Below are 21,164 nucleotides of genomic sequence, written 5' to 3' on the forward strand. Positions count from 1 at the left end.
CCCACCACACCCTTATCCCTTCCCAACACTTCATTCTACCACCCTTCCTTCTTCTAAATCCCATTGTGGTATCTGTTCCCCCCCCCCCGGTCTGGGGGGGCTCGGCGCACAGCCGAGCCCGCCCTTCTCACGCGGCGGTGCCGAAGCATCGCGAACAGATGAGCCTTACTCGATTGGCGTGCCGATGACGCAGGTGAGCACCTGGCCCTGACCGCGAGTGGCGCTCGATCTGGTCGTGGCGAAACCGTGCGCTTCGAGCAGCAGCTCGGTGGCGGTGAGATTCGCTGTGGCGTGTGCGGCCGTGGGCCGCTCGCCGAACACGTAGAGCCGCCCGCCCGGTGCCAGCAGGCTCCGCATCCGATCGATCTGCTGCGTCGCGTCGCCCAGCCAGAACAGGCTGACGTTCACCGCGAAGATCTTGGTGAAGCGGTGGGCGGGAAGGTCGGCCGCCTCGAATCCGGTACGTCGGATCTCGGCTCTGCCAGCGCTGACGTGGCTCATGTTGCGCTCGGTCGCGAGCCGTACCATCGTCGCCGCTCGGTCGATGGCGACGATCCGGCCGGTCGTGAGTCTGCTGGCGACCAGGGAGACGGCCGCTCCCCGACCACATCCGATCTCCAACACCTGGTCGTCCGGCGCGACAGCCATCGTCTCCACCGCCCATCGCTGTCGATGGGCGGCCGTCGCGCGAACGGGTCCGTCCGGTGTGGGGGCGGTGCCGGCGCTGGACAGACCCGGCTCGCGGGTCCGCAGAGTGCACCTCACGACGTCACTCGCCGACGCCGGCTCTGCTCACACATCCGATTCCACCCTTCCGGAAGGCTCAGTGCACCATGTCCTCGGTCACCGGGGCAGTGGCCGGGGCAACCGTGGTGCCGCTGTGGCGGTCGACTCTGTCGCGCAGCGTGCTGGCGAAGCCCTCGGCCATGGTCAGTTGGTCGCGGAGGGCGGTGACGCGGGTGGTGGCGGCGGTGTGGAACATGTCCAGCCGATCGAGCAGGGCGTCCCGGTCGGTGCCCGTGGCGGTGTCGAGGGCATCGAGGACGGCGAGCAGATCGCGCATCTCGTCGAGGGTGAACCCGAGGGGTTTCATCCGCTTGACCACGGCGAGGCGGTCGAGGTCGGGCTCGGTGTAGAGACGAAAGCCGCCCTCGCTGCGCGCGGAGGGGACGATCAGGCCGGCGTCCTCGTAGTGGCGGATGGTGCGAATGCTCAGCCCGACGCGTTCGGCGGCCTCGCCGATCTGCATCAACCGGCCTGCGGTGTCCTCCGACCCCGCTACGGCATTACTGGTGGCGGCCATCAGTGGCCGACGCCGAGCTGGCCGGCGAGGGTGTCGTGGATGCGGGCACTGGGCTTGTTCAGCTCGATGATCTCGACGGTCTTGCCGCGGGTGGCGTACTTGGTGGTGATCGCGTCCAGGGCGGCGACCGAGGAGGCGTCCCAGACATGGGCGTGGGTCATGTCGATGACCACGTGGTCGGGGTCGTTCGCGTAGTCGAACCGACCCACGAGGTCGTTGCTGGAAGCGAAGAACAGCTCACCGCGTACGGAGTAGATGCGGGTGCCGCCGTCCGGGTCCAGCACGCTGGTGACCTCGACGAGGTGAGCGACCCGCCGCGCGAAGATGACCATGGCGGTGAGCACGCCGACCACGACGCCGACGGCCAGGTTGCGGGTGGCCAGGGTGGTCGCGACGGTGGCCAGCATGACGATCGTCTCGCCGTACGGCATCCGCTTGAGTGTCTTCGGGGCGACCGAGTGCCAGTCGAACGTCGACACCGCCACGATGATCATCACCGCGACCAGGGCAGCCATCGGGATCACCGCGACCACGTCGCCGAGCGCGACCACCAGGATCAGGAGGAAGACACCGGCCAGGAAGGTCGACAGTCGGGTGCGGGCTCCGGACGCCTTGACGTTGATCATGGTCTGGCCGATCATCGCGCAGCCGCCCATGCCCCCGAAGAACCCGGTCACGATGTTGGCCACGCCCTGTCCCCAGGATTCGCGGGTCTTGTTGGAGTGGGTGTCGGTGATGTCGTCGACCAGTTTGGCGGTCATCAGCGACTCCATCAGCCCGACCAGTGCGATCCCCAGCGCGTAGGGGGCGATCACGCTGAGAGTACCCAGCGTCCATGGAATCTGGGGCAGGCCGAGGGTGGGCAGGCTGTCCGGCAGGGCCCCCTCGTCGCCGACGGTCGGCACCGCCGCGTGCGCGGCCACGGTCACCACGGTCAGCACCACGATGGCGACCAGCGGTGCCGGAACCGCGCGGGTCAGGCGGGGCAATCCGACCATGATCCCCAGGGCGACGGCGATGAGGGGATAGACCAGCCACGGCACGCCGAGCAGATGCGGGACCTGGGCGGCGAAGATCAGGATCGCCAGGGCGTTGACGAAACCGACCATGACGCTGCGGGGGATGAACCGCATCAGCTTCGCCACGCCGAGAACGGCGAGCAGGACCTGGATCGCGCCACCGAGGATCACTGCCGCGATCAGGTAGTCCAGGCCGTGCTCCTTGACCAGCGGCGCGATGACCAGAGCAATGGCGCCGGTCGCGGCGGAGATCATCGCCGGCCGACCACCGCAGATCGCGATGGTGACGGCCATGGTGAACGAGGCGAACAGGCCCACCCGGGGGTCGACCCCGGCCAGGATCGAGAAGGAGATCGCCTCCGGGATCAGCGCGAGAGCGACGACCAGGCCAGCGAGGACCTCGGTGCGGAACACCTTCGGCGACAGCCAGGACGGGCGGGACAGACGCGGCCGGGGCGCCGCGGACAGCACAGAGGACATACAGCCATTTCCACTCGGGCGTCACCTGGGACGCGCCCAACTATCGCCCCATCGATCAGCGAAGCCGGCGGGGCAAATCCGCGGGTGCCAGCACCCCGGACGCGGCACGGTCGCCGCAGAAGGCCACTCGGGTCTCACTGCGACGACCGGCACCGACCCTACTCTTCCGTCAGGGGAGAGTAGGCCCAGCGTGGCAACCGTCACCAGCGCTGCGCATGGCTGGCGCGAACCGCCGGGCATCAACGCCTCGTTCTGGGTGTGGGTCTGGGCCGCCGGGCCACCGTTCGAGACCAGGTAGGTGGCGGCCGAACTGGTCGCGATGGTGTTGAGCAGCGCGGTGCCGATCGAGCCGCCGACCTGCTTCCTGGTCCCCGACCTGCCCGAGGGCCTGACCACCACGTACGAGTTCGAGGATCGCGGGCCCGCCCCGCGTTGAGCCGCCGGGCTTCCCACCGGCTGTTCCTGACCGAGTCGACCCCGCTGTAAGACAGCAGGGGCGGGCCGAATGCGGCCCACCCCTGCTGTGTTGCGTGTTGCTGGATCAGTCGCGCGGAACCTGAAGCACCACGCGGCGACGGCGGAACAGCACAAGCAGGACGGCGCCGAGCGCGAGCACTGCCGCACCACCGCCGGCGAGCATGGCCGCCGGGGCGCCGGTGACGGGCAGGCCGCCGCCCGAGCCGCCGTTGTCACCATCGTCGTCACCGGCACCGCCACCGGAAGTGCCGGTGGTGATGACGATCTGGGCGGTGTTGTTCTCCGGCTTGGACTCGGTCGCCGAGGTGACGCTGCGGGCCACGATCGTGCCGTCGGTGCCCGGAGCTGACTTGATCTTCACCTGGACCGTCGCCTTGATGCGGCCGTACCCGGAAGCCGTGGCCGGGAACTCGCTCTCGAAGTTGCACCGGAGCTTGGCCGACTCCGGCAGCGTCTCGTGCTCGGTGCCATCGGTGTAGCACCAATCGCTGGGCAGCAGCACCGTGCCGGTCGGCGCGGTGATGATCACCGACGGACCGCCGCCGTCTGAGGGGCCGTTGTTGACGACCTCGTAGGGGAGGTTGACGGTCTGCCCGATGGCGCCCTTGACTGCCGGTGCGCTGACCGCGACGTCGAGGGTGTTCTTCTTGGTCCAGAACCCGAAGCTCGCGTAGTTGTCAGACTCGTCGAGCTCGCGTTGCGCGGAACGCTGCTTCGCGAGGTCGCCCTTTGCGCCCTTCGTCTGCAGCTTGCGGACGGTGGCGGCGAACGACGGCCCGGTGCCCTTGGTGCGGGCGCTGTTCTTCGCCGAGCGCTCCTGCCCGGCGAGTGCGACGTCGAGCGAGCCGTAGGTCTGGTCCGGACCGGCCAGGTTGCGGCCGAAGTTGATATTGAACAGCGACTCGCCGGTCTCGTCGTCGAACAGCAGCAGGCCGTCGCCGGGCTCCAGGGCCAGCGGGACCACGCAGCTGACCTCGCTGGGCCCGTACACGTAGGGCTTCCCGATGTCGTTCGGGTAGTAGTCGGTGTAGGTGCAGTCGCTGTACCGCTCGGCGAACGTGGCGCCGGTGGGGAGGCTGACCCGCACCGTGAAGTCCTTGGCGGCAGTGTCGCCCTCGTTGCCGATGCCTGAGTAGAGCGGGACGGTGTCGCCCGGGCCGACCGGATTGTCCTTGTCGTTCAGGTCCTGCGCGGCAGCGACCAGATCGGGGCCGGACGGGATCACCGTGACCGGGAACGAGACGGTGTCGTTGCCGGGTGCCATGTCGTCTTCGACGCCGTCGATGGTGACGGTGACCGAACCGGCATCGCCGGGGGCGGCACCTTGGCGGCTGGCCAGCGACAGGGGGTACACGGTCGTGACCTGGCCGGCATCGAGGGCTCCGATGGTGCAGGTGACCTTGGTGCCGGCAAGCTTGCAGGTGTCGTCCCAGTCCGACACGGACGCGGTGACCGCGTCGGAGACCTTGCTCAGGTCCAGGGTGACGGTCACCCCCGTCGCGGGGGCCTCACCGTAGTTGTAGACGTACATGCCCACGGTGGTGCCGTTGTTGTCGATCTCGGCAACGGGCTCACGGTCGAAGGAGACGAACAGGTCGGGCAGTGCCTCGGCGGCAACGGCCGCGGGCGGGGCGCTGAAGAGGGTGGCCGTTGCCAGCAGCGCTGTTGCCGTGGCGAGGCGCGACAATTTAGCCGATCTGCGATTCATGTGATCTCCGGTGAGGGATGGTTGGCCCGCACTCTAGCTGTTGATCATCGAAAATTCCGCCCCTATCCGGGCGGCCGGCGTACCGGTCAGGGCTGTCCGATTGCATGGCCAGGCCGCCGGATCTCGGCGGATCGGGTGGCCTCTCATTGTCGAAACGTTTCCGATATGGCGTGTGCGTGATCTGAACTCCGGTAGCAGCAGGTCAAATGCGCTGTCGGCGGCGAAAGAACCGGCTGTAGCCGCGTGCACCTCAGCCATCCGGGGACGAGACGGCGGCTCGCAGAGCCGAAACTTTCGAGCAAGACATTGACACTTTACGATAGCCCGACACAGACTTGACGTGGCTGGCATTCGTGATCATCGATCACGCTTCGTTCCTTCCTCACCATCACCACCACCCGGAAGGAGAGCTCTGGTGATCATCAACTCGGGCCGCACCAGGACCCGTTCGGCGGCCGTCGCACTGGCGGTAGCAGCGCTCGCGGTCGCTGGATCGGTGTCGGTAGTAACCAGAACGACGACCGCACAGGCGGCAGCAGGCCTCATGGTCGCGGCAGCAGTGGAGGACGAGGGCGCCGACTGCGCGGTGTCCGGGCTGCCGGACGCGGGCTCGCTGCCCACCAACGCCAAGCTTCCCGATCCCTTCAAGAAGCTGAACGGTGCGACCATCACCTCCAAGTCCGACTGGCGCTGCCGACGGGCGGAGATCAAGGAGTTGGCGGAGAAGTTCGTCTTCGGCGACAAGCCGGCCAAGCCCGCGACTGTCACGGGCACGGTCTCGAACAGCACCATCACCGTGAACGTGTCGCACAACGGCAGGAGCTCCAGCTTCTCGGCGCGGGTCGAGTTGCCCAGCGGCACCGGCCCGTTCCCGGCTGTCGTGGTCGTGGGCGGGTTCGGCGCCGACACGGCAACCATCAAGGCCACTGGTGCTGCCGTCATCAGCTACGACCCCCTGGCCGTCGGCCGAGAGGGCACGCCCCGAAACAACAAGCAGGGCGCGTTCTACAACATCTATGGCTCATCGAGCAGTACCGGGCTGCTCGCGGCCTGGGGTTGGGGCGTGAGCCGGATCATCGATGTCATCGAGCAGTCCGACGGCCGGATCCTCAAGGCCGACGCGATGGGTGTCACGGGATGCTCGCGATATGGCAAGGGCGCCTTTGCGATCGGTGTGTTCGATCAGCGCATCGCTCTGACGATGCCCATCGAGTCGGGCAGCGCGGGTGTTCCCATCTTCCGGGGCATTCCCGGGGAGGGTGCGCAGAGCCTGAGCAGCGCGTACGGAGAGCAGCCGTGGCTGGGTGACGCATTCGGGTCCTTCACCAGCAGCCCGAACAGGCTTCCGGTGGACATGCACGAGATGGTTGCCATGGTGGCGCCGCGAGGGCTGTTCATCATGGACAACCCGCACATCGCCAACCTCGGCCCCCGGTCGGCGAGTGTGGCGGCACTGGGCGGCGCGGAGGTCTACAAGGCGCTCGGCGCGGGCGACAACATCACCTACTGGTCCGACGTCCAGGACGGCAGCCACTGCGCCAACCGCCCCGAGTGGCGTGACCCGTTGCAGAAGAACATGAGGAAGTTCCTGTTGAAGACGGGGAACGAGCCGGGTGTGATCCGGATTTCGAGCAAGGCGCTCGGCCGGTTGGCTGACTGGCGGGACTGGCAGACGCCGGTTCTGGCCGACGGCCCGACCACCCCACCCACGACCACCCCACCGACGACCCCGCCCCCGACCACCCCGCCCCCGACCACCCCGCCCCCGACCACCCCGCCTCCGACGACGCCTCCTCCGACGACGCCGCCTCCGACCGGTGGTGGTTGTGCGGCGACGGTGTCGGTCAACCAGTGGACGGGCGGTTTCGTCGCCACCGTCCGGGTGACCGCTGGCTCCGCGCCGGTCACCGGCTGGTCGGTTGCCATGGCCCTGCCGGCGGGCGCGAGCGTCACCAGCGCCTGGAACGCCAGCCGGAGCGGCGACACCGGCACGGTCCGGTTCACCAATGTCGCCTACAACGGCTCAATCGCCCCTGGCCAGTCGACTGAGTTCGGCTACCAGGGCACCGGCACCGGCGCGGGGATGACTCCGACCTGCTCGGCCGTATGACCGTCGGGCCCGGTGCGGAGGCCACGCCTCCGCACCGGGCCCCGACCCCCGCCGAGGCGAACAGCCCCGATCGTCAGAGCCAGACCACGATCCCGGTCAGGTCGTTGAGGACCGCCGCCGCGCCCGCCCTGATGGCCGCCGCGCAGCGCTCGGCGGTGAACGAGTTCGGGTCGTACGTCGAGGATGTGCCAAGCCCTTCCCCACGGAACGACGCGCCGTCCCAATCGACCGCGGTGACGTTGTGGGTCGGCTCGGCCAGCTCCGCGCCCACCACGAGGAACTGCTCGTCCAGGTGGTTCGGGGTGACCAGCGCGAGCGCGTCGATGAGGTCGTTGCCCGCGCTGACGATGAGGTCCGGACCCATCTCCATCGCCTTGGCGATGCTGGGAACGGCGTCGTGCGCATTGCCGACGGTGATCGTCCTGAGGTCGACGTGCTCGTCGTCGGCCCACTCCTTGACCGCCGTCACGAGGGCCTTGGTCGGGCTGTCGTCGCCGCCGGTGAGCAGGACGACCCGGTAGTCCTTCGGCGGATGGACGTCGGCCCACGAGCCGGGCTGCGGCGTGATGGTCGCCTCTGGAGCCGGCTTCGTGGAGGGGTCGACGAACCCTGGGCCGAGAGTGCCGATGGCACTGGGCGCGGGATGTGGCTGTGACCAGTCGTCGCCGGAGCTGCAAGCGGTGACCAGCGCGGCGGTCGCGGCCAGCATGGCAACGGCCCGAAGCGGGGGGCGCAAGGCGATCGTCCTTTCGAGTGGTGGCGGAAAGTGCGTACTGCCTCGTATTCCTATCTCAATTCCGCTCGCCGGCGATCCGCCGATGGCGGTTTGGGGACTTTGTTTTCCGGCGGTTCGTCGGTGCGCGGGTTGGTGTTCATCCGCGACATGCAACGTGCACTGGCCAACCGAGGGAGCCGCATGTCAGGCCGTGTCCGCCGTACCGTTATCGTCGCCGCTGTCGGGATCGCCGCAGCGGTGATCCCGTTTATGGGCGCCGGAGTGGCGTCCGCGCACGGGTTCTCGTCGACTGTGTACACCAAAATTGCAGCGGGAGACGAGGGTCACATTCGCACGGCGGTGGAGCTCGAATACGACCTCCTCGTCGTGTCCGCCGCCGATTCCGGTGACGACGATCCGCTCTTCCAGGCGGGAACCGCCGCATTTGAGGCGGGTGACTCCGACGCCCAGGCCGCGGCACTGAAGAGCCATGCGTCGACGGTGCGCACGTATGTCTCCGACCGTCTCTCGGTCACCGCACGGAGTGCGGCCTGCCGGCCGACGCAGGTGGGCGACGCGACGATCGGCGAGCGCGACGGTGTGCCGTACGCGAATCTGCTGCTCGACTGGACCTGCACCGAGCGGGTCGACGAGCACGAGGTGCGCAGCGGTCTCTTCCCTGATGGCGAGGGCTACGTCAAGGGCACCAAGACGATCGTCACCTACGAGATCGACGGCCGTTCGGGCAGTGCGGCGCTCGACGCCGCCAACCCCTCCTTCTCGACCGGGCAGGCGTGGTACGAGCGGTTCGGAGAGTTCTTCCTGCTGGGCGCCGAGCATCTGCTGTCCGGGATCGACCACATCCTGTTCCTGATGGCGCTCATCGCCGGGTCGCGGCGGCTCCGGGAGATCGTGCTCGCGGCCACCAGCTTCACCCTGGCGCACTCGGTGACGTTCATGCTCGCGGCCCTCGGCCTGGTCGAGGTGCCGGGGGCGATCGTGGAGCCGATCATCGCGTTGTCGATCGCCGTGGTCGCCGGCTGGCACCTGTGGGGGATCTGGCGGCGCGGTGGTCACGCGACCGACCTGGACACGGCCGGCCACGGTCACTTCAGCCTGGACCGTTCCGGTTGGATCCGCCTCGGTGTGGTGTTCTGCTTCGGCCTCGTGCACGGCCTGGGCTTCGCGGGTGCGCTGGGCATCAATGAGGCGTGGTCGTGGACTCTGCTGTGGTCACTGCTGGTGTTCAACGTCGGCATCGAGGTCGTTCAGTTGACGATTATCGCCGTCGTCTTCCCGCTGCTGCTCGTGCTGCGTCGTCGTGCGCCGAAAGTCGGTCTCTGGGCGACCGGCGCTGTTTCTACGGTCGTGTCCATCATGGGGCTGATCTGGTTTGTGCAGCGCGTTTCTGGATCATGAGCAGAGCTAAGTAGTTCGGGAAGTGCAGCCATTCGCAAGATCACGTTCATGGCTGGTTCATCGAGCAGCGAAAGCGTGGATTTGCTTCCCCAGCGTCGGGTGAAGGCACAATCCATTTGTCTATTTGAAAAGGGAACAATGTCGATGACATTGAGCACCTCGACACGGGCCCCCGGGCTCGTGCGGCGGCGCCTGGTCGCCGGGGTCGTAGCCGGGTTCCTCGGAATGGGCGCGGCCCTCGGTAGTGGCCTGATGGCCACCGCGAGTGCGGCCGAGTCCACCACGATCACCGGTGTCGTCCTCGGCGTCGGCGCCAACGAGACCCAGCGCATCGTGAGCTGGTACTCCTCCGCCGACACCGCGCAGAAGATCCAGCTCGCCCCGACCGCCGAGATCGTCAACGGCGAGTTCCCGGCCGGCGCCGTCAGCTTCGACGCCGTTGGTGCGGCGAACACCTCCACCACCGGCTTCAACCGGCACGCCACGATCAGCAACCTGCGCGAGAACACGGCGTACTCGTACCGGGTCGGCGCCGAGGGCAACTGGTCCCCGGCGTACGCCTTCAAGACCCAGGACTTCGAGGGCGACTACGACTTCCTGTTCTTCGGTGACCCACAGATCGGCTCCTCCGGTGACCGGCTGAAGGACCAGGCCGGCTGGGAGGAGACCCTGAAGGTCGCCACCGGGGCCAACCCGAACGCTGAGCTGCTGGTGTCCGCCGGCGACCACGTCGAGAGCGCCAACGACGAGGGGCAGTGGACCTCGTTCCTGGCCCCCGACCAGCTGCGGCAGTACCCGCTCGTGGCCACCATCGGTAACCACGATGTCGGCGGCAAGTCCTACGAGCAGCACCACTACACGCCGAACACCGACCGCTCGGCCCAGTACTACAACGGGGACCAGGCGACCCGGTCCGGCGGTGACTACTGGTTCATCCACAAGGATGTGCTGTTCATCGACCTGAACAGCAACAGCTACACCAACCCGACGGATGGCTCCTCCGGTGGCGACGCGGCGCACGTCGCGTACGTCACCGACGTCATCAACAAGCACGGCTCCGAGGCCAAGTGGAAGGTGCTGGTCTACCACCACTCCATCTACTCGCCGGCCAGCCACGCGACCGACACCGACAACAAGCAGCGGCGGGAAGACTTCACCACGGCCTTCTCCAACCTGGGCGTCGACATGGTGCTGCAGGGTCACGACCACAGCTACTCCCGCAGCTACTCCATCAAGAACGGCCAGAAGGAGAACCCGGCCGAGCAGTCCGGTGCTGCCGACGTGTTCCCCGGCCCGGGTGGCGTCATCTACGTGACGGCCAACTCGGCCTCCGGCTCGAAGTACTACGACATCAAGAAGCCGGACAACACCGGCACGGGCATCCGCGGCAACGGTCCGGACCCGCTGGACCCGGGCAAGTACTGGTACAACTCGTCGCAGAACCAGGAGCACGTCCGCAGTTACGTCAAGGTGCAGGTGCGCGGCGACAAGCTTGTCCTGGCCAACGTCCGCAGCGGCACCTGCGCGGCGCCGAACGCGGCCGTCGAGAAGGGCCTCTCCTGCGTCAACACCCCGGACGGTCAGCCGATCGGCTCGATCACCGACAAGGTGACGGTGCACCCGTACCACGGTGACGGTCAGGCCATTCAGGTCAACGTGCCGAACCCGGCTCCGGGTGAGTTCGGCTGGACGATCGACGGCTACAACGGCCTGGTCGACCTGGGCACCGCCCAGGAGCGCAACGGTGCCTTCTTCGGGGCGGCCGGCAAGATCAACCCGATCCTCGTGTCGGACAGCCGCCGCTCGCTCGCACCGTGGTCGATCTCGGCCAACGTCGGCGACTTCCAGGACGCCGACAAGAAGTTCTCCGGCTCCTACCTGGGCTGGAACCCGTACGTGCTCGACGGCGGCGCGGGTGCCGAGGCCGGTGCCCCGATCCTGTCGTCCTACGACGACCAGGGCAAGGGCCTCTCGGTCTCCAGCGGCCTCGCCGCGGCCGTGCAGGGTCACCCGCGGGGCGGCGCCCGGCTCGGTGCTGACCTGGATCTGAAGATCCCGGACAGCATCGAGAAGGGCAGCTACCGCACCACCCTCACGATCACTGCGCTGAGCAGCTGACCGACCTGTTCCATCGGGCGGGGTAGGCCACCTTCGGGGGGGCCTGCCCCGCCACCCATTTGCATTCCTCCCAAGATCACCTCAAGGACCCGAAATGTACTCGTCCGTGACCCGCTGGAAGACCACCACCGCCGTACTCCTTCGTACGACCGCGCTGTCCCTGCTCGCCGCCGTCGCAGCCGCAGGCGTCGGTGCCGGCCCTGCCCTGGCGGCGGAGGGCAACGTCGCCTGGACGGTCCGGACGGCCTCCAACGCCTACGGCGAAGCCCGGTCCAGTTACACCTACAACGCCAATCCCGGTGGTGCCGTCGAGGACGCCATGGTCGTGGCCAACCGGGGCGCGGCGCCGCTGACCCTGTCCGTGTACGCCGCCGACGGCTTCACGACCGACGCGGGTCAGCTCGACCTGCTCACCAAGGACAAGAAGTCCATTGCGATCGGCGCCTGGGTGAAGGCGAATGCCGACAGTGTCGTGATCCAGCCCGGGAAGACCGCGCAGGTTCCCTTCACGATCAGCGTCCCGGACAACGCCACGCCCGGTGACTACGTCGGCGGCATCCTCACCGCGCTGACTCAGGCCGACCAGGCCGAGGGCATCAACGTCGACCGGCGCCTCGGAATCCGGATCAAGTTGCGGGTCGGCGGCGAGCTGAAGCCGAACCTCGCGATCGAAGACCTCCACGTCACGTACGCCGGCTCGTTCAACCCGTTCAGCAAGGGTGACGCCACCATCACCTACAAGGTCCACAACGTCGGCAACGCGGCCCTGTCCGGGCAGCAGGCGGTGTCGGTCTCAGGCCCGTTCGGCCTGCTGCGGGTGCGGGCGGGGGACATCGCCGCGCCACCGGAGCTGCTTCCGGGTGAGAGTTGGGACGTGACGGTGCCCGTACACGGTGTCGCTCCCGCCGTCTCGCTGGCCTCGACCGCGACCCTCACGCCGCTGCTCACCGACGCCTCGGGCTCCACCACCTCGCTCAAGCCCGTCCAGGTCACCGCGCACGGCTGGGCCCTGCCGTGGATGTTGGTGCTGGTGCTCGTCGTGCTGATCGCCGTGCTCGTCGGGGCGTACCTGTACCGCCGCCGCAACCGGACGCAGCGCAGGGTGCGCGAGGACGCCCGCGTACGCGACGCCGTCGAGCAGGCGCTGCGTGGACAGGAGCCGCAGACGTCCTGATCGCAGCTCCGGTCAGCGCCACTGGCCGCGGTCGGCGGCGGCCACCGCGCGGCGGGTCAGGACGACAGCGACCGTGATCACGGTGATCACCAGCACCGACGCCAGAACAGGTGCCCAGGTCGGCGCCGTGCGCAGCACCACCGCGCCCAGCACGGCGCCGACCACCAGCCCTGCCAACCGGCCGAGGCCACCCACGTCGGCGATGCGGTGCGGGTCGACCACGCGCCGCCGGACCAACGTGGTCAACGAGCCGGTCAGATAGGTGGTCGACGCACCCGGTACGCCGGCACCAACGGTGATCACGCTCTGGATGCCGCTCGACACGGAAGCCGTTCCCAGCAGCACGAGCCCGAAGCCGTACCCGGGCCGTGCCGAGCAGGCCGACCAGCCCGCTGTGAATCCGAGCAGCAGCACCGCCTCAACCGCTGCCACCAGCGCGGTACGGCGGTTCCACCCCGGCGGGGTATCGCGCAACGGCACGGTGGCACCGGCCACCCCGGCGGCATAACCACCGACCGCCACCACCGCACCCGCGAGTGAGCGGCCGTCCGCCGTGGCGATCGCCTGACCCAAGTGCACCAGGTTGCCGGTGATCACGCTGGCGAAGTACCCGTTGAGCCTGGTCAGGCAGATGACGTCGATGCAGCCGGAGACCGCGGCCAGCGCCACCAGGAGCCAGGCCGTGGCGCGCGTCGACGGTGCCCGCACGGTGCCCCTTCCCCCCGGCCCTGCCGCCAGCGCGACCGCCGCGCTCGCCCGGCGTCGGTCGACTCCGGGCACGCAGCCATTCCCGCGCCAGCCCCGGCTACGCCCCTTCGCGAGGCACCGAGAGCGGGCGGTCGCCCTTGTGGGTGAACGGCGCTCAGCCCCCGGCCACGCCTGCCCCCGACCCGGCATGCTGCGACGGTGACGCCGGCACGGAGAGGGAATCCACATGGTTGACGGGGATGTGCCAGAGCGGATGCAGGCCGCGGCCTTCGACGAGTTCGGTGGACCGGAGGTGATCACCCTGCGGAAGCTGCCCGTGCCGGAGATCGCCGACGACGAGGTGCTGATCAAGGTCTGGAGCGCCGGCGTCGGGGTGTGGGACGCGTACGAGCGGCAGGGTGTGCTGGTGCCGGAGGGCTCCGCCCTCCCGATCGTGCCCGGCTCCGACGGCGCCGGGACCGTCATCGCGGCCGGCAGTCAGGTGACCAACGTCGCGGTGGGCGACCTGGTCTACGTCTCCGCCAACACCCGGCCGAAGGGCGGCTTCTACGCCGAGTACGCGGCAGTCAAGGCGCAGTACGCGGCGAAGCTGCCCGACGGTGTACCGGTGGAGCACGCCGGTGCCATGCCCACCGACGCGCTGACCGCGCTGGCCGGACTCGACACCCTCAGCCTGTCGGCCGGCGACTGGCTGCTGATCTTCGGCGCGAGCGGCGGGCAGGGTCACCTGGCCGTGCAGTTGGCCAAGCGGCAGGGGCTCAACGTGATCGCCGTGGCCTCCGGGGCGGACGGCGTCGCGCTGGTGACCCGGCTCGGTGCCGACGTGTCCCTCGACGGCCACGGCGACATGACCGATGTGCTCGCGCGGATCCGGGACGCGGCGCCGGCCGGGGTGAACGCCATCCTGGCGATGGCCGCCGGCGAGACCCTGGACCGGCTCACCGAGGCGCTGGTCGACGGGGGCGTGGTCGCGTACCCCCACGGGGTGCGGCCGGAGCCGGGCGAGCGACCCGGCGTCGTGGTCCGGGCGTACGACGGCGAAGCTAGCCCTCGACAGTTGCAGCGCCTCAACGAACTCATCGAGGCGGGGCCGTTCGTGGTGCACGTCGCGGAGACGTTCCCGCTCGGCAAGGTGAGGGAGGCGCACCGGCGCCTGGAGACCTCCTACGCGGGCAAGCTCCTGCTGACGGTGGCCTGAGACCTCAACGCGTGCGCTGTTGCGGCACGCGTACCGATGCCATGCCGGCCGCGGTCGCGGCCTGGATGCCCAGGTCGGTGTCCTCGAAGACCAGGCAGGACCCCGGGGGTACGCCGAGGTGCTCCGCCGCGAGCAGGAATGCCTCCGGGTCGGGCTTGGCCCGCGTGTAGTCGTCGGCGCAGACGAGCACGTCGAACCGGTCCAGCAGGCCGAGCGTGTCGAGGGAGGCGGTGACCGAGGCGCGGGTGCTGCCGGAGACGACGGCGAACGGGACCCGCCGGTGCGCGTCGTGGATGTGCGCCAGCACCTCGGGCACGGCGGCGAGCTGCGGCAGCAACTCCTGGTAGTAGCTCTCCCGACGCTCGACGACGGTCGCCACCGGCATGGCCAGACCCTGCTGCTCGTTCAGGGTGACGACGATGTCGGCGGTCGGTCGTCCACCCCACGCGTAGAAGAGGTCCTCCGGAAACTCGCAGCCCCACTCGTTCAGGGCCCGCCGCCAGGCCAGGTAGTGCAGCGGCATCGAGTCGACGATGGTGCCGTCGCAGTCGAACAGGTACGCGGCGAACTCACCGGGAGGCAGAGGCAGACTCACCGGGGAAGGGTACAGCGGGCGGCCGTCGTACCCGGTGGCGAGCGATCGACGGCTCTGCTCACCGGGTCGTGACGGATTTCAGCTGGCGGAGCAGGTACGCCCGCTCCGGTTCGGTCCCCACCAGCGTCAACGCGCTGCGGTACGCCGCCGCGGCCTCGTCGTGTCGACCGAGTCGGCGCAGCAGGTCGGCGCGCGCCGCCGGATAGGGGTGGTAGCCGCGCAGCCGCGGGTCGTCGGCCAACTCGTCGAGCAGGGCGAGCCCGGCCTCCGGCCCGTCCCGCATGGCCACCGCGGCGGCCCGGTTGAGCGCGACGACCGGTGAGGGCACCAGGCTGAGCAGCACGTCGTAGAGCGCGACCACCTGGGGCCAGTCGGTGCTGGCCACGTCGGCGGCCTCGTCGTGCAGCGCGGCGATGGCGGCCTGCACCCCGTACGGCCCGGGCGCTCGGCCGGTCAACGCCACCACCACCAGCTCGCACCCCTCCTCGATCATGGGACGGTCCCAGCGCCCGCGATCCTGGTCGTCGAGAAGGATCATGGCGCCGTCCGGGCCGGTACGCGCGGCGCGTCGGGCGTGGACGAGCAGCATCAACCCGAGCAGCCCGGCGACCTCCCGCTCGGCGGGGAGCAGCCGCCGCAGGATCCGGCCCAGCCGGATGGCCTCCTCGGCCAGGTCGATCCGTTGGAGATCCGGGCCGGAGCTGGCGGCGTACCCCTCGGTGAAGACCGAGTAGACGGCCTGGAGCACCGTGGGTAGGCGATCGGGCAGCTCGTCCGCGCCCGGCACCCGGAACGGGATGCGCGCGTCGCGGATCTTCCGTTTGGCCCGGACGAGTCGCTGGGCCATGGTCGCGGGTGGCACCAGAAAGGCCCGCGCAACCTCGGTCGTGGTGAGGCCGGCGAGGAACCGCAGGGTGAGTGCCCCCCGGTCCTGCGCGGCCAGGGCCGGGTGCGCACAGGTGAAGAAGAGCGACAGCCGGTCGTCGGGCAGGTCCTGGTCCGCGTCGGCGGGTGGGGCGGGGTCGGCCCGCTCGGCCTCCGCCTTGAGCACGGCGAGCCGGGTCGCCAGCACCCGGTCGCGGCGCAGCCGGTCGACAGCGCGACGTCGGGCCGTGGTGAGCAGCCAGGCACCCGGTCGACTTGGAACGCCGTCGGTCGGCCAGTGCACCAGCGCCGCCTCGATGGCCTCGGACGTGACCTCCTCGGCCAGGTCGAGGTCGCCGAAGCGGTGCACGAGCGAGGCGAGCAGCCGGCCGCGTTCCTCCCGGAACACCGCCGCTACCGACGACCCGACGGCTGCCCCCTCACCCGTCACGGTCAGACCGGCACCTCGATGTCGGCGATCGGGCGGACCTGGACCCACCCGCCGCCGAGGGCGCCGGGACTGCGGGCCGCCCAGTCCAGCGCGGCGTCGAGATCCGGCACGTCGATGACGTCGTACCCGCCGAGCAGTTCACGGGTCTCGGCGAACGGCCCGTCGGTTATCGTGCGCTCCCCGCCCGAGCCCACCTGCACGGTCGTACAGGTGGTCAGGTCCTGCAAGGGATGCCCGGAGACCCAGATCCCGGCGTCCTTCATCTCCCGGTCGTAGCGAATCCAGTCCTCGAAGGTGCACCCGTTGTCGACGGCCTCCCCGTCGGCCGTGGGACTCATGAACAGCAGCATGTACTTCACGTTCCGGCTCCTCTCGGTGCGGCGTGTCGCCGTACAGCATGACGACGAACGAAGCCCGGGGATATCGACACGGCATCAGGTTTCTTTCCGAGCCCTGGGAGTTCACGGAAGGAGCGGCTGCACCGGGGCGGGTCGTTCGTCGCGCCGGTCGATCTGCCGTTCATACCAGGTCACCCCGATCAGAAAGATGGTCAGGAGTGCCAGCGCCGCCAACGGGGGCAGGGAGCGGCCGATCGGCAGCAGGGCCAGCGGCAGCAGCGCGGCGACGACCTGCGTCGGGTACACGGCGTGCACGGTGAGCCGGCGGAAGACCAACCTGCTGAGCAGGTAGAGGGCGGTGCCGCCGTAAAGGGCGGTGGCGGCTTCCCAGCCCAGCCCGTCGGGGTGGGACGACTCCTCGGTGAGCTGACCGAGCACCTCCTCGATGCCGAGCGCGACGTAGATGGCGCCGATGATCAGCGGGGAGTGCCCGAGGCCGTACGCGTCGCCGGCCACATCGGCCCGCCGGTCACCCGGCACGTTGGTGATGGCCTGCCGCGCGGCGGGTGCCAGCCGATCGAAGTAGAGCCACCACAGGCAGACCGTGCTGGTGAGGCCGAGCAGTGCGGCCAGCACGGCCGCACCGACCGGCGCCATCGCCCGTGGCCCCGCGCCGGCGGAGAGCAGCGACTCACCCAGCGCGATGATGAGCACCAGCCCGAACCGCTCCGTGAAGTGGTCGACACTGCGCAGTTGCCACGGCCGGAAGACGGACGCGATCCGGGAGCCACCGATGTCCACCAGAAGCGCGGCCGTCCAGAGCACCGTCTGGGCCGCGCCGCCGAGCAGCGCGCCGCCGATCAACGGGAGCCAGGCCAGCACCACCGGAACGGCGAAGAACCGCAGCGTGGAGCGCAGTGCCGGGTTCGTCGTGCTGACCCAGAACAGGATCACGAGCTGCACCGCCCGGCCGACCACGTAGGCCAGGGCGAGGGTGAACGGCGCGTCGAAGAGCTCCGGGCTCTGTTGCCACGCGTCCGGCAGCACCAGGGCGGCCACGAAGATCGCCGCCATCGCGACCAGGGTGGCCGCGCGGACCAGGCCGACGTCCGGGCGGACCAGGTTTCCCAACCAGGTGTACGGCCCCCAGGAGTAGAGCAGCAGCAGGAGGATGAGCAGCCCCTGGGCCAGGGTGAGCGCGGTCGGCGACCCGGCCATGAACGTGATGACCCGGGTGAGCGCGAAGACGAAGACCAGGTCGAAGAAGATCTCGAACATCGTGGTCCGGTGCGTCTCCGCAGCCGGAACCGGACGAAAGCCGAAAATCCTCCTCACTCTCGCATTCTGCGCCACCGACCACGCTGAACCTGGCGGACCTCCGCATCCGCTGAGGCCCCGGATGGTGCGGCGGACACCCCGGCTTCAGTTCGAGGCGTCCGTCCGGCGCCGGCTTCGTTCGGCCCGCCGCCGCACCTGCTGGTACGCGCCGGTCAGCCCCATCGCCCGGCGTACCTCGACCAGGGTCTGGCGCACCTCCTGGCGGGTCCGCTCAGTGCCCTCGACGATCAACCGGTCGACCAACCCCCGGTCGGCTTCGATCTCGGCCCGGCGCTCACGGATCGGCGCCAGGAACCCTTCGAGCGCGACGACCAGCCGTTCCTTGACCTCCACGTCACCCACCCGCCCGGCCCGGTAACGCCGGGCCAGGTCGGCCACCTCATCCCGGTCGGGATTGAAAACCTCGTGGTACGCGAAGACCGGGTTGCCCTCCACCGTGCCCGGCACGTCGGCCCGCACCCGGTTCGGGTCGGTGTACATGCCGAGCACCTTGCGACGCACGGTGGCCGCATCATCGGAGAGCGCGATCGTGTTGCCCCGGCTCTTGCTCATCTTGGCCGCGCCGTCGGTGCCCACCAGGCTCGGTGTGTCCGCCGAGATCAGCTCGGGCACCGGGAAGACCGGACCGTACAGGTGGTTGAACCGCCGGGCGATCTCCCGGGTCACCTCGACGTGCGCGGCGTTGTCCCGGCCGACCGGGACCACCTCCCCCTTGACGCAGAGGATGTCCGCGGCCTGGAGCACCGGGTAACCCAGCAGCCCGTACGGCATTTCCTCCTTGCCGGCGTCGCGGGCCATGTCCTTGAGCGAGGGCACCCGTTCCAGCCGGGGAACGGTCACCAGGTTCTGTAGGAGGGTGTTGAGGTCTCCGACCTCGGGGATGGCCGACTGGAGGTAGAAGGTGGCCCGTTCCGGGTCGACGCCGGCCGCGAGGATGTCGGTCACCATCTCGCGGGCGTTGCCGGAGACCTGGTCGATGTCCTCGCGGCGGTTGCGAGTGGTGAGCATGTGCAGGTCGGCGATGATGAAGAAGCTCTCGTAGCGCCGGTGCAGCCGCACCCGGTTGGCGATGCTGCCGACATAGTGGCCGAGGTGCAGACGGCCGGTAGGCCGGTCGCCGGTGAGCATTCGTGCGGCGGACATGGTGGTGCCTCTCGTATCCGGAGGTGGGTCACGCGTGGGCGCGCGCCGAGCGGGGCGGTTCAGCCCCCTCGGTCAGCGGGATCGGCTCAGCGAGCCGTCCGCCATCGCGCACCGGCGCGGTACCGCAGACCACCGGCACGGAGAACGTTCAGGAGTTGCTCACGGCCATCGCCGGAGCTGGTCGGGATCCCGGGCACCGCACCGAGCGGGAGGCCGTCGACCATGTCGACAGCCTCCGACGTGCAGTTGACCGTCCGGACCACGGCCTCACATTACCCGCGGCATGGCCCCGGGAGGGGGAAGGTAACTGTCGGCGTAGTAGTTGCCGACGCGTTCCCGATACTCGGGGTCGGCCGAATCCGGATCGAACGGCGGCGCGTCCTTGATCTCCTGCCGGGTCCGGTCGACGTGCACGACGCGTTCCTGGTGATCCACCTGGGCCACCGTGCCGGCCGGCAGCAGCACCTTCTGGCCGAAGATCCATGGCCCGGTGTCCACCACCAGGTACCCGGCATCCGCCTCGTTGCTCGCCTCGTCGATGGTGCCGATGCGCCCGTCACTCGCCTGCACCTGGTAGCCCACCAGGTCCACCGGCGTGCCGGGGCCGGGTGCGTCCGGACCCTCGTGCCCACCGCCCTGGCGGTCCGGCGGTGTGACCGAGGGGGTGGTCTGGGCGTACCCGCCAGCAAGGGCGGACGGATCACGCCAGGCCCAGGGATTGAAGATCGAGGGTTGCACGGGACACCTCCGGGGGAACGGTCCTCAAGCTGTCCTGTTACGCAGTGCCCACCCCGCTCCCGTTGGAAACAGACTGATGAGGGTGAGCCCGCACGCCGACGTTCCTGTCCAGGCGTGTCGCCGGTCGCGCTCGTGACCGGCTGGTGAACAGGTGCGCTGGCATACTCGGCTGCCATGGTGCTGTCGCGAGGATGGGCTCTCTTCCTGGTCGGAGTCGGGGTCTGGACCTGGGTGATCTGGCCGAGGTTCGCGGTCGCCATCTGGCAGGACCCGCGGTCCTGGGCGTCCGGCACGGTGGCCGAGGGCGCCGCCACCAGCTTTCTGTGGGTGCACGCGCTGCTGATTGCCGCGTCCCTGGCCATCGGGACCACCGTCGGTGTCCTCGGAATCCGCGCCTGGCTCGCCGCCCGACGCCGGCGGGCGTCCTGACATTCCCCGTGACCGGGGCTCGGGGACCGGCTGTGGAAGTCCGCGTGTGGGCAGCGTCGACTTCTGGGCCGGACCGCCCCTCGTGACCGCGCAGGGCCCACATCGACGCAGCTGATCGACACCGGCTCGGCGAAAAGGCGGTATCGCCGAGCCGGGACACCCCGACTTCGCCGAACTGGAGTGGATCAGCCCGTGTGACCGCACCCCGACGGGACGCCGTTCCCTCGTCCCAGGTGGCGCCGCGACCGCGAAGTCGTTCCCGGGCCTGCCTGAACTGCGGAAATCGCCTGGGGGCCGCAAGTGTGACGCGGGACGCTGTCCGCGGATTTGACGATCAAACCCACGGACGCGTAACTTTCTCTCTGCAAGCGCGGAACGGGGCAAACGGGACGAAAGTTCTGGAGCACCGAAACGGGCTGGCAGCCGGGTCAAGCAGGGGTTTCGCTCCTGCGGGACACGGTCCGGGCGGGGCTCGCCGGATCGGCCGCGAGGCGGATTTGGTGCAGCGAAGCCGACCGGGTAAGGTTCACGACCGGCAGGGAACCGGGCGAGACTGCGGGAAACCGTAGCGGCCGGTCTGCCAAATCCGACGACCTGACGCAGCGGTTCGCTGCTGTGTGAGTGCGCCGGAGCTAACCCGTACGAAGCATGACAGACCGGGACACACGGTTTGACACGGCGGAGACGGTGAGGTAACGTAGTAAAAGTGCCCGGCGCGAGAGCGGCGGGGACACGGTACGAAAAGCCCCGAGTTGGGGTTCCACTGAGGTGGGGCTTCTGGTCGGTGTGTGGTTGTTCTTTGAGAACTCAACAGGGTGCTTTAAAAGCCAGTGCCAATT

19 protein-coding genes are annotated in these 21,164 nt (G+C 69.2%); 7 read left to right on the forward strand and 12 right to left on the reverse strand.

The window, feature by feature from the left end:
* Nucleotides 1-165: 165 nt before the first annotated feature.
* The 3 genes from ABZT18_RS31380 to ABZT18_RS31390 are packed head-to-tail and all read right to left on the reverse strand — an operon-like array spanning nucleotide 166 to nucleotide 2,802.
* On the reverse strand, nucleotides 166-765 hold the full coding sequence (locus tag ABZT18_RS31380) for a class I SAM-dependent methyltransferase (RefSeq protein ID WP_355253169.1): 600 nt from the start codon (nucleotides 763-765) through the stop codon (nucleotides 166-168).
* A 58-nt stretch (nucleotides 766-823) separates the two neighbouring features.
* Nucleotides 824-1,303 (reverse strand): MerR family transcriptional regulator, encoded by a 480-nt coding sequence (locus ABZT18_RS31385; protein WP_354997930.1) that lies wholly within the window; start codon nucleotides 1,301-1,303, stop codon nucleotides 824-826.
* Nucleotides 1,303-2,802 (reverse strand): SulP family inorganic anion transporter, encoded by a 1,500-nt coding sequence (locus tag ABZT18_RS31390; protein WP_354997929.1) that lies wholly within the window; start codon nucleotides 2,800-2,802, stop codon nucleotides 1,303-1,305. The genes ABZT18_RS31385 and ABZT18_RS31390 overlap by 1 nt, the downstream gene beginning before the upstream one ends.
* 298 nt (nucleotides 2,803-3,100) lie before the next feature.
* On the opposite strand from ABZT18_RS31390, the gene ABZT18_RS31395 reads away from it, so the two are divergent.
* Nucleotides 3,101-3,238 (forward strand): hypothetical protein, encoded by a 138-nt coding sequence (locus ABZT18_RS31395; protein WP_354997928.1) that lies wholly within the window; start codon nucleotides 3,101-3,103, stop codon nucleotides 3,236-3,238.
* 105 nt (nucleotides 3,239-3,343) lie between these two features.
* On the opposite strand, the gene ABZT18_RS31400 is transcribed toward ABZT18_RS31395, so the two are convergent.
* Entirely contained in the window at nucleotides 3,344-4,987 is a 1,644-nt protein-coding gene (locus ABZT18_RS31400; protein ID WP_354997927.1) for a peptidase, read from the reverse strand.
* A 415-nt stretch (nucleotides 4,988-5,402) separates the two neighbouring features.
* Here ABZT18_RS31400 and ABZT18_RS31405 point away from each other — a divergent pair, with 415 nt between their 5' ends.
* Nucleotides 5,403-7,097: a cellulose binding domain-containing protein gene (locus ABZT18_RS31405; protein ID WP_354997926.1), complete on the forward strand. Its 1,695-nt coding sequence runs from the start codon at nucleotides 5,403-5,405 to the stop codon at nucleotides 7,095-7,097.
* A 73-nt stretch (nucleotides 7,098-7,170) separates the two neighbouring features.
* Here ABZT18_RS31405 and ABZT18_RS31410 read toward each other — a convergent pair whose 3' ends face one another.
* Entirely contained in the window at nucleotides 7,171-7,833 is a 663-nt protein-coding gene (locus ABZT18_RS31410; RefSeq protein ID WP_354997925.1) for a hypothetical protein, read from the reverse strand.
* A gap of 30 nt (nucleotides 7,834-7,863) precedes the next feature.
* On the opposite strand from ABZT18_RS31410, the gene ABZT18_RS31415 reads away from it, so the two are divergent.
* The 3 genes from ABZT18_RS31415 (at nucleotide 7,864) to ABZT18_RS31425 (ending at nucleotide 12,523) form a co-directional block, all read left to right on the forward strand.
* Entirely contained in the window at nucleotides 7,864-9,231 is a 1,368-nt protein-coding gene (locus tag ABZT18_RS31415; RefSeq protein ID WP_354997924.1) for a HupE/UreJ family protein, read from the forward strand.
* 144 nt (nucleotides 9,232-9,375) lie between these two features.
* Complete coding sequence (locus ABZT18_RS31420) at nucleotides 9,376-11,349, forward strand: FN3 domain-containing metallophosphoesterase family protein (RefSeq protein ID WP_354997923.1); 1,974 nt, start codon at nucleotides 9,376-9,378, stop codon at nucleotides 11,347-11,349.
* A 94-nt stretch (nucleotides 11,350-11,443) separates the two neighbouring features.
* Nucleotides 11,444-12,523 carry a DUF916 domain-containing protein gene (locus ABZT18_RS31425; protein WP_354997922.1) on the forward strand — a complete coding sequence of 360 codons (1,080 nt, stop codon included), beginning with the start codon at nucleotides 11,444-11,446 and terminating at the stop codon, nucleotides 12,521-12,523.
* 12 nt (nucleotides 12,524-12,535) lie between these two features.
* Here ABZT18_RS31425 and ABZT18_RS31430 read toward each other — a convergent pair whose 3' ends face one another.
* A complete protein-coding gene (locus ABZT18_RS31430; protein ID WP_354997921.1) occupies nucleotides 12,536-13,303 on the reverse strand; it encodes a YoaK family protein in 768 nt (255 codons plus the stop codon).
* Between the two features lie 154 nt (nucleotides 13,304-13,457).
* On the opposite strand from ABZT18_RS31430, the gene ABZT18_RS31435 reads away from it, so the two are divergent.
* Nucleotides 13,458-14,429, forward strand: a complete 972-nt coding sequence (locus ABZT18_RS31435; protein WP_354997920.1) for an NADP-dependent oxidoreductase — start codon at nucleotides 13,458-13,460, stop codon at nucleotides 14,427-14,429.
* A 4-nt stretch (nucleotides 14,430-14,433) separates the two neighbouring features.
* Here ABZT18_RS31435 and ABZT18_RS31440 read toward each other — a convergent pair whose 3' ends face one another.
* The 6 genes from ABZT18_RS31440 to ABZT18_RS31465 all read right to left on the reverse strand — a co-directional run bounded on the left by ABZT18_RS31440 (nucleotide 14,434) and on the right by ABZT18_RS31465 (nucleotide 19,896).
* On the reverse strand, nucleotides 14,434-15,024 hold the full coding sequence (locus ABZT18_RS31440; RefSeq protein ID WP_354997919.1) for an HAD-IA family hydrolase: 591 nt from the start codon (nucleotides 15,022-15,024) through the stop codon (nucleotides 14,434-14,436).
* Between the two features lie 58 nt (nucleotides 15,025-15,082).
* Complete coding sequence (locus tag ABZT18_RS31445; RefSeq protein ID WP_354997918.1) at nucleotides 15,083-16,339, reverse strand: sigma-70 family RNA polymerase sigma factor; 1,257 nt, start codon at nucleotides 16,337-16,339, stop codon at nucleotides 15,083-15,085.
* A 2-nt stretch (nucleotides 16,340-16,341) separates the two neighbouring features.
* Nucleotides 16,342-16,689: a YciI family protein gene (locus ABZT18_RS31450; RefSeq protein WP_354997932.1), complete on the reverse strand. Its 348-nt coding sequence runs from the start codon at nucleotides 16,687-16,689 to the stop codon at nucleotides 16,342-16,344.
* Between the two features lie 111 nt (nucleotides 16,690-16,800).
* Nucleotides 16,801-18,012 carry a low temperature requirement protein A gene (locus ABZT18_RS31455; protein ID WP_354997917.1) on the reverse strand — a complete coding sequence of 404 codons (1,212 nt, stop codon included), beginning with the start codon at nucleotides 18,010-18,012 and terminating at the stop codon, nucleotides 16,801-16,803.
* A gap of 87 nt (nucleotides 18,013-18,099) precedes the next feature.
* Nucleotides 18,100-19,158, reverse strand: coding sequence for a tryptophan--tRNA ligase (gene trpS, locus ABZT18_RS31460; protein WP_354997916.1), 1,059 nt, complete (start codon nucleotides 19,156-19,158; stop codon nucleotides 18,100-18,102).
* A 267-nt stretch (nucleotides 19,159-19,425) separates the two neighbouring features.
* Nucleotides 19,426-19,896, reverse strand: coding sequence for a PRC-barrel domain-containing protein (locus ABZT18_RS31465; protein WP_354997915.1), 471 nt, complete (start codon nucleotides 19,894-19,896; stop codon nucleotides 19,426-19,428).
* A 174-nt stretch (nucleotides 19,897-20,070) separates the two neighbouring features.
* Between ABZT18_RS31465 and ABZT18_RS31470 the strand changes: the two genes are divergently transcribed.
* Nucleotides 20,071-20,325, forward strand: a complete 255-nt coding sequence (locus tag ABZT18_RS31470; RefSeq protein WP_354997914.1) for a hypothetical protein — start codon at nucleotides 20,071-20,073, stop codon at nucleotides 20,323-20,325.
* Nucleotides 20,326-21,164 lie beyond the last annotated feature (839 nt).

The organism is Micromonospora sp. NPDC005291, from assembly GCF_040607415.1.
GTDB lineage: Bacteria > Actinomycetota > Actinomycetes > Mycobacteriales > Micromonosporaceae > Micromonospora.

Coding starts and splice junctions, on each gene's coding strand:
- ABZT18_RS31385 (WP_354997930.1), bottom strand. CDS start 1,303: ATGGCCGCCACCAGTAATGCCGTAGCGGGGTCGGAGGACACCGCAGGC.
- ABZT18_RS31390 (WP_354997929.1), bottom strand. CDS start 2,802: ATGTCCTCTGTGCTGTCCGCGGCGCCCCGGCCGCGTCTGTCCCGCCCG.
- ABZT18_RS31400 (WP_354997927.1), bottom strand. CDS start 4,987: ATGAATCGCAGATCGGCTAAATTGTCGCGCCTCGCCACGGCAACAGCG.
- ABZT18_RS31420 (WP_354997923.1), top strand. CDS start 9,376: ATGACATTGAGCACCTCGACACGGGCCCCCGGGCTCGTGCGGCGGCGC.
- ABZT18_RS31425 (WP_354997922.1), top strand. CDS start 11,444: ATGTACTCGTCCGTGACCCGCTGGAAGACCACCACCGCCGTACTCCTT.
- ABZT18_RS31435 (WP_354997920.1), top strand. CDS start 13,458: ATGGTTGACGGGGATGTGCCAGAGCGGATGCAGGCCGCGGCCTTCGAC.
- ABZT18_RS31450 (WP_354997932.1), bottom strand. CDS start 16,689: ATGCTGCTGTTCATGAGTCCCACGGCCGACGGGGAGGCCGTCGACAAC.
- trpS (WP_354997916.1), bottom strand. CDS start 19,158: ATGTCCGCCGCACGAATGCTCACCGGCGACCGGCCTACCGGCCGTCTG.
- ABZT18_RS31470 (WP_354997914.1), top strand. CDS start 20,071: ATGGTGCTGTCGCGAGGATGGGCTCTCTTCCTGGTCGGAGTCGGGGTC.